Source organism: Bradyrhizobium sp., assembly GCF_030697065.1.
Taxonomy (GTDB): Bacteria; Pseudomonadota; Alphaproteobacteria; order Rhizobiales; family Xanthobacteraceae; genus Bradyrhizobium.
In genome coordinates this window covers 24698-31534 of the sequence record NZ_JAUYQU010000047.1, presented here as the reverse complement: position 1 = coordinate 31534, position 6837 = coordinate 24698, and the positions used below count along the sequence as shown (strand labels likewise).

Below are 6837 nucleotides of genomic sequence, written 5' to 3'. Positions count from 1 at the left end.
GCGCGTCCTGCTCCATGCCTGCGGCCGCGAACAGGTTGGTACTTTCGCGTGGGCGCTTCGGGCTCATCCGCCGAGCGTGACGTTGATCTGCTGGCCGCCCCGCACCACGATGATGCGCCAGAGCCGCGCGCTCTCGCGCGTCGCCTTTTCGAGGTCGCTGGTCCGGGCGATCTTCTGGTTGTTGACGGCCAGGATGATGTCGCCCTTCTGAAACCCGACGCTGGCGGCGGTCGCGCCTTCGGCGAGTTCGATCACCACCACGCCCTTGGTGTCGGCATCGATCCGCAATTCATCGGCGACGGCCGGCGAGATGTTCGCCACCTTGGCGCCCTGGAACGGCGAGCGCGAGGTCAGGACGATCTCGTCGCGCCCGGTATCGGGCGCGGTCTCGAGCAGAATGGTGAGCTTGATGGCCTTGCCGCCGCGCTGTACCTCGATCTGCGAGGTGCCGCCGAGCGGACGGGTGGCGAAGCGATAATCGAAGCCGCTGGGATCCTCAATGACCTGGCCGTCGATCGCGACCACCAGATCGGACAGTTTCAGCCCGGCCCGCGCCGCCGGGCTGCCGGCCGTGACATTGGCGACCAGCGCTCCGGAGGGAACGCGAAGCCCCAGCGTCTCGGCGATCTCGGGCGTCACCGCCTGCAACCGGGCGCCGAGCCATGGCCGCTTCACCGCCTTGCCGCCGCTCTTGGCGGAGGCGACCACGACGCGCACCATGTTGGCTGGGATCGCAAAGCCGATGCCCTGCGAGCCGCCGGACCGCGAGAAGATCGCGGTGTTGACGCCGACAAGCCTGCCGTTCATGTCGACCAGCGCGCCGCCGGAATTGCCGGGATTGATGGCCGCATCGGTCTGGATGAAGAACTGGTAGTCGGTGATGCCGACTTGCGTCCGCGCCAGCGCGGAGATGATGCCGTGGGTGACGGTCTGTCCGACGCCGAAGGGGTTGCCGATCGCCAGCACGACGTCGCCGACCATCAACTCGTCCGAATTGGCAAAATCGAGCGTCGCGAATTTCTCCCTGCCATTCTTGATCCGCAGCACCGCGAGATCGGTGCGGCTGTCCTTGAGCACGATCTCGGCCTCGAATTCGCGCTTGTCGGAGAGCGAAATCTTGACCTGGTCGGCGCCCTCGATGACGTGGTTGTTGGTCACCACAAGTCCGGACGGATCCACCATGACGCCCGATCCCAGCGAGCGCTGCATCTGCTCCGGCTGCTGGCCGGGCACGCCGAAGAAGCGGCGGAAGATCGGATCGTCGAGCAGCGGATTACGGTTCTGCACCACCTTGGCGGCATAGACGTTGACCACCGCCGGCTGCACCCGCTGCACGATCGGCGCGTAGGACAGTCGCAGTTCCACGGGAGAAGTCGGCACGCGGCGGTCCTGCGACATCGCCGGGGCAGCCGCGACCACAAGAACCGACAATGCCGCGATGATACGAACAGCAAACATGAAAAAATTCCCTGGGGGATGATGGTGGGAATATAGGCGTCCCGGCCCGTGAATAGAAGCGATTGCAGGGCTCGATGAGCCGGTTATGGCGTGATTCGGCGGACAGAATGCGGGGGACTCAAACCTTGCAATTTTGCCCCGAAACAGCAGGTAATGCGGGGAACACCGGCGTATTGCCGCCGGCGACAAGGAGAACCGCCCCATGAAGGCCGTCGGATACCAGAAATCACTTCCCATCGATGCCGCAGACGCGCTGATCGATTTCGAGGCCGCCAAGCCGGAACCGAAGGGCCGCGACATCCGCGTCGCCGTGAAGGCGATTTCCGCGAATCCGGTCGATTACAAGGTGCGCAAGCGCGCGGCCCCCCCGCCGGGTGAAACCAAGATTCTGGGATACGACGCCGCCGGGGTCGTCGATGCGGTCGGCCCCGACGTCACGCTGTTCAAGCCGGGCGACGAGGTGTTTTACGCCGGCTCGATCCTGCGCCAGGGCACCAATTCCGAATTTCATCTGGTCGATGAGCGCATCGTCGGCCGCAAGCCGAAGACACTCTCCTTCGCCCAATCGGCCGCCCTGCCCCTGACGTCGATCACCGCATGGGAATTGCTGTTCGACCGGCTGGGCGTCGTGCCCGGCAAGAGCGTCGATCCGCGCACGCTCCTGATCATGGGCGGCGCCGGCGGCGTCGGCTCGATCCTGATCCAGCTCGCGCGCCGTCTCACCGGCCTTACGATCGTCGCCACCGCGTCGCGCCCGGAAACGCAAAAATGGTGTCTCGATCTCGGCGCCCATGCGGTGATCGATCACGCCAAGCCGATGAAGGAGCAGATCGAAAAGCTGAAGCTGCCGCCGGTGGCGCTGATCGCGAGCCTCACCAACACCGAACAGCACTACAAGGCACTGGCCGACATCATCGCGCCGCAGGGCAAATTCGGCATGATCGACGATCCCCAGGAGTTCGCTTTCAGTGTGTTCAAGGGCAAGGCGGTCTCGGTGCATTGGGAGTCGATGTTCACCCGCTCATCATTCCAGACGCCGGACATGATCGGTCAGCACAACCTGCTCAACGACGTCGCCGATCTGATCGACAAGGGCGTGCTGCGCACCACGCTGGACCAGACGTTCGGCACCATCAATGCGGCGAACCTGAAGCGCGCGCATGCGCTGCTGGAGAGCGGAAAATCGCGCGGCAAGATCGTGCTGGAGGGGTGGTAGCGCAGTTCGCGTAGGTGGGTTAGCGCAGCGTAACTCACCTACTTGGAAGTAGATGGTGGGTTAAGCCTTCGGCTAACCCACCCTACGAACCGCGCTACGGACTCCCCAGAATATCCGACAACTCCGCCAACAGCCGGTCGATTTGCTGGTCAGTGCCGACGGTGATCCGCAAATAGTCGGAGATGCGGGGCGCGGCAAAATGGCGGACGATCACCGTCCGCTGGCGCAGCGCGGCGGCGAGCGCGGCGCCTTCATGCGCCGGATGACGCGCGAAGACGAAATTGGCGGAGGATGGCAGCACGTCGAAGCCCAGCCGGATCAATCCGCGGTTCAACCGCTCCCGGCCTTCGATCACGCTGGCACGGCTTTGTTGAAACCAGGCCTCGTCCTGCAGCGAGGCGATGGCGCCGGCCTGGGCTGGCCGGCCAAGCGGATAGGAGTTGAAACTGTCCTTGACCCGGGTGAGCGCCTCGATCAGGTCGGCGTCGCCGATCGCGTAGCCGACCCGCAAGCCGGCCAGCGCCCGCGACTTGGACATGGTTTGGACGACCAGAAGGTTCGGGTGCGAGGCGACCAGCGGAATTGCGGTCTCGGCGCCGAAATCGACATAGGCCTCGTCGATGACGACGGGAACGTCGGCATGCTGCTGCAGCAGGGTGGCGATCTCCGCCCGCGACAGCGCAACGCCCGTCGGCGCATTCGGGTTGGGGATGATGATCGCGCCGGCCGGCCGCAGGTAGTCGGCAACGCGGATCTGCATGGCCTGATCGAGCGGCACGGCGTCCCAAGCGATGCCGAACAGGCGGCAATAGACCGGGTAGAAACTGTAGGTGATGTCGGGGAAGAGCAGCGGCGCATCATGCTTCAGGAGCGCGGCGAAGGCATGCGCCAGCACCTCGTCTGAGCCGTTGCCGACGAACACCTGCTCCGGTCGAACCCGGTGGTAGCTCGCCAGGGCCGCCCGCAGCGCCGAAGCCCGCGGGTCCGGATAAAGGCGCAGCGTATCGGTGGCCTCGCCGCGGATCGCTTCCAGCGCGCGCGGCGACGGACCGAGTGGACTTTCGTTGGTGTTGAGCTTGACCAGTTCCACCAGGCGGGGCTGTTCGCCCGGCACATAAGGCATCAGGTCGTGCGTCAAGCGGCTCCAGAATTGGCTCATATTCCATCCATTCCAAGTCGCGACTACCACGCCGGCGGCAAAGATCAAGCGGCGGTTCGGCGCTCACGTAATCGTCTGGATGATACCGCCTTCTGCCCGCAGTGCCGCGCCGTTGGTCGCGAAGGCTTCTCTCAACAAAGATCGCCATATTGGCGATTTTCCCGACGCTGCAAAGCGCTGTCGCCTCCATTGGTATGACGGGATATCGGGAGCCCCGCGTACAAGCGCAATCGCAGTCACAGTCGCCGCAGGATGATGAGCATTAAAAAAAGCGGCGCACCGGGCGCCGCTTTTGAATTGTGGTGACGGATCCCGGATCGCGTTCTCTAACGCTCGCTTGTCCGGGACGACGACGTCGTCACTTACGCCGCTTCGGCGGACTTTTCCTGCACCGGGCCGGAATCGAGGCCCTTGGCGTCGACGTCGCGGTCGACGAATTCGATCACGGCCATTGGCGCGTTGTCGCCGTAGCGGAAGCCGGCCTTGATGATGCGGGTGTAGCCGCCCTGGCGGTCCTTGTAGCGGGTCGCGATCACGTCGAACAGCTTGCGGACCTGGTCGAGGTCGCGCATCTCGGAGATCGCCTGGCGGCGCATCGAGAGGCCGCCCTTCTTGCCGAGCGTGACAAGCTTCTCGACGATCGGCCGCAATTCCTTGGCCTTCGGCAGCGTGGTGACGATCTGCTCGTGCTTGATCAGCGCCGCGCACATGTTGGCGAACATCGCCTTGCGATGCTCGGCGGTGCGGTTGAGCTTCCGATGAACCTTGCCGTGACGCATGTTGAATTCCTCAATTTTTACTCTGTCGCGACGGCTCGTCGGACAATCTGCTCAGGTGGGCCGCCTGCGTTCGCCCGGGGAAGTCATTCCGGACGTCGCGAAGCGGCGATCCGGAATCTCGAGATTCCGGGTTCGCGCTCACGCGCGATCCGGAATGACGAAATCAGTAGTGGTCTTCGAAGCGCTTGGCCAGTTCGTCGATATTCTCCGGCGGCCAGCCCGGCACTTCCATGCCGAGATGCAGACCCATCTGGGCCAGCACTTCCTTGATCTCGTTCAGCGACTTGCGGCCGAAGTTCGGGGTACGGAGCATTTCTGCTTCCGACTTCTGCACGAGATCGCCGATGTAGACGATGTTGTCGTTCTTCAGGCAATTCGCCGAACGCACCGACAGTTCGAGTTCGTCGACCTTCTTGAGGAACGCCGGGTTGAACGCGAGATCGGGAATGATCTCCTGCGCCACTTCCTTGCGCGGCTCTTCGAAGTTCACGAACACGTTGAGCTGGTCCTGCAGGATGCGCGCGGCATAGGCCACCGCGTCATCGGGCGATATCGCACCGTTGGTCTCGATCGTCATGGTCAGCTTGTCATAGTCGAGGATCTGGCCCTCGCGGGTGTTCTCGACCTTGTAGGAAACCTTGCGTACCGGAGAGAACAGGCTGTCGACCGGGATCAGGCCGATCGGCGCGTCTTCGGGACGGTTGCGCTCGGCGGCGACGTAGCCCTTGCCGGCGGCGACCGTGAATTCCATGCGGATCTCGGCACCCTCGTCCAGCGTGCAGATCTGCAGGTCGGGATTGAGCACCACAACGTCGCCGACGGTCTGGATGTCGCCGGCGGTGACGACGCCCGGACCCTGCTTCTTCACGACCATGCGCTTGGGGCCTTCGCCCTGCATCTTGATCGAGATGTCCTTGATGTTGAGCACGATGTCGGTGACGTCCTCGCGAACGCCCGCGATCGAGGAGAACTCGTGCAGCACGCCGTCAATGTGCACCGACTGCACCGCGGCACCCTGCAGCGAGGACAGCAGGATGCGGCGCAGCGCATTGCCGAGGGTCTGGCCGAAGCCGCGCTCCAGCGGCTCGGCGACCAGCGTCGCGAAGCGATTCGCGTCGGTGCCCGGCGTTACCTGGAGCTTGTTCGGCCGAATAAGTTCTTGCCAATTTTTCTGGATCGTCACTGTTTCACCCATGCCGTCTACATCACTGGCGTTGGAGAACGCGGATCAGGCCGCGTCAAATACACTGCAAAAGTCATCGCGGGACGGCCATGCCGCCCGCGGTCGTAAAATCAAACGCGCCGGCGCTTGCGCGGACGGCAGCCATTGTGCGGGATCGTGGTCACATCGCGGATCGACGTAACGGTGAAGCCCGCGGCCTGCAGCGCGCGAAGCGCCGATTCGCGGCCCGAACCGGGACCCGCGACTTCAACCTCCAGCGTGCGCATGCCGTGTTCCTGCGCCTTCTTGGAGACGTCCTCCGCCGCGACCTGCGCGGCGTAAGGGGTCGACTTGCGCGACCCCTTGAAGCCCATCGTCCCGGCCGACGACCAGGCAATGGTGTTGCCCTGCGCGTCGGTGATGGTGATGGTCGTGTTGTTGAACGACGAGTTCACGTGCGCGACACCGGATGCAATGTTCTTGCGCTCACGGCGGCGTACGCGGGTGGCTTCCTTGCCCATTCCAGAACCTTTCCTAAGATCTCAACGCCGCCGTAATGCCAGCGGCTACACCTGAAAAGCGAGCAGCGAACAGAAACCATTCGCCACCCGCCAATTCGCTGTTCGCGAAATTACTTCTTCTTGCCGGCGATCGACTTGGCCGGCCCCTTGCGCGTGCGCGCATTGGTATGGGTACGCTGGCCGCGCACCGGCAGTCCGCGGCGATGACGCAGGCCGCGATAGCAGCCGAGATCCATCAGACGCTTGATGTTCATGCCGGTCTCGCGACGCAGGTCGCCTTCGACCAGATAGTCGCGGTCGATCACTTCTCGAATCTGCAGCACTTCCTGATCGCTCAGCTGGTTGACGCGGCGATCTTCGGGAATCTTGACCTTCTCGATGATCTCGGCGGCATTCTTCTGGCCGATGCCATGGATGTACTGGAGCGCGATCAGCACGCGCTTGTTGGTCGGGATATTCACACCGGCAATACGGGCCACGCAGTCTCTCCTGTCGCCGATCCCTGGGACCGGCTGTGTTTTTGCTATTCTGGGCGGGTGTCC

7 protein-coding genes are annotated in these 6837 nt (G+C 63.7%); 1 reads left to right on the top strand and 6 read right to left on the bottom strand.

The window, feature by feature from the left end:
• Positions 1-63: 63 nt before the first annotated feature.
• Positions 64-1398, bottom strand: a complete 1335-nt coding sequence (locus Q8R73_RS03410; RefSeq protein ID WP_371126021.1) for a DegQ family serine endoprotease — start codon at positions 1396-1398, stop codon at positions 64-66.
• A 262-nt stretch (positions 1399-1660) separates the two neighbouring features.
• Here Q8R73_RS03410 and Q8R73_RS03405 point away from each other — a divergent pair, with 262 nt between their 5' ends.
• Positions 1661-2674 (top strand): zinc-binding alcohol dehydrogenase family protein, encoded by a 1014-nt coding sequence (locus tag Q8R73_RS03405; protein ID WP_305718129.1) that lies wholly within the window; start codon positions 1661-1663, stop codon positions 2672-2674.
• Between the two features lie 94 nt (positions 2675-2768).
• On the opposite strand, the gene hisC is transcribed toward Q8R73_RS03405, so the two are convergent.
• The 5 genes from hisC to rpsM form a co-directional block, all read right to left on the bottom strand.
• Positions 2769-3833, bottom strand: a complete 1065-nt coding sequence (gene hisC, locus Q8R73_RS03400; protein ID WP_305718128.1) for a histidinol-phosphate transaminase — start codon at positions 3831-3833, stop codon at positions 2769-2771.
• 362 nt (positions 3834-4195) lie between these two features.
• Positions 4196-4612 carry a 50S ribosomal protein L17 gene (gene rplQ, locus Q8R73_RS03395; RefSeq protein ID WP_304743640.1) on the bottom strand — a complete coding sequence of 139 codons (417 nt, stop codon included), beginning with the start codon at positions 4610-4612 and terminating at the stop codon, positions 4196-4198.
• A gap of 163 nt (positions 4613-4775) precedes the next feature.
• A complete protein-coding gene (locus Q8R73_RS03390) occupies positions 4776-5807 on the bottom strand; it encodes a DNA-directed RNA polymerase subunit alpha (protein WP_304743642.1) in 1032 nt (343 codons plus the stop codon).
• Positions 5808-5905: 98 nt separating this feature from the next.
• A complete protein-coding gene (rpsK, locus tag Q8R73_RS03385; RefSeq protein WP_007603045.1) occupies positions 5906-6295 on the bottom strand; it encodes a 30S ribosomal protein S11 in 390 nt (129 codons plus the stop codon).
• 110 nt (positions 6296-6405) lie between these two features.
• The gene (rpsM, locus tag Q8R73_RS03380) at positions 6406-6774 is read right to left on the bottom strand and encodes a 30S ribosomal protein S13 (protein ID WP_305319460.1); all 369 of its coding nucleotides are present in this window, start codon (positions 6772-6774) and stop codon (positions 6406-6408) included.
• Between the last annotated feature and the right edge of the window lie 63 nt (positions 6775-6837).

Bases quoted from the DNA above. Each gene is read 5' to 3' on its own strand.
- Q8R73_RS03410 (WP_371126021.1), bottom strand. From the start codon at position 1,398: ATGTCGCAGGACCGCCGCGTGCCGACTTCTCCCGTGGAACTGCGACTG.
- Q8R73_RS03390 (WP_304743642.1), bottom strand. From the start codon at position 5,807: ATGGGTGAAACAGTGACGATCCAGAAAAATTGGCAAGAACTTATTCGG.
- Q8R73_RS03405 (WP_305718129.1), top strand. From the start codon at position 1,661: ATGAAGGCCGTCGGATACCAGAAATCACTTCCCATCGATGCCGCAGAC.
- rpsK (WP_007603045.1), bottom strand. From the start codon at position 6,295: ATGGGCAAGGAAGCCACCCGCGTACGCCGCCGTGAGCGCAAGAACATT.
- hisC (WP_305718128.1), bottom strand. From the start codon at position 3,833: ATGAGCCAATTCTGGAGCCGCTTGACGCACGACCTGATGCCTTATGTG.
- rplQ (WP_304743640.1), bottom strand. From the start codon at position 4,612: ATGCGTCACGGCAAGGTTCATCGGAAGCTCAACCGCACCGCCGAGCAT.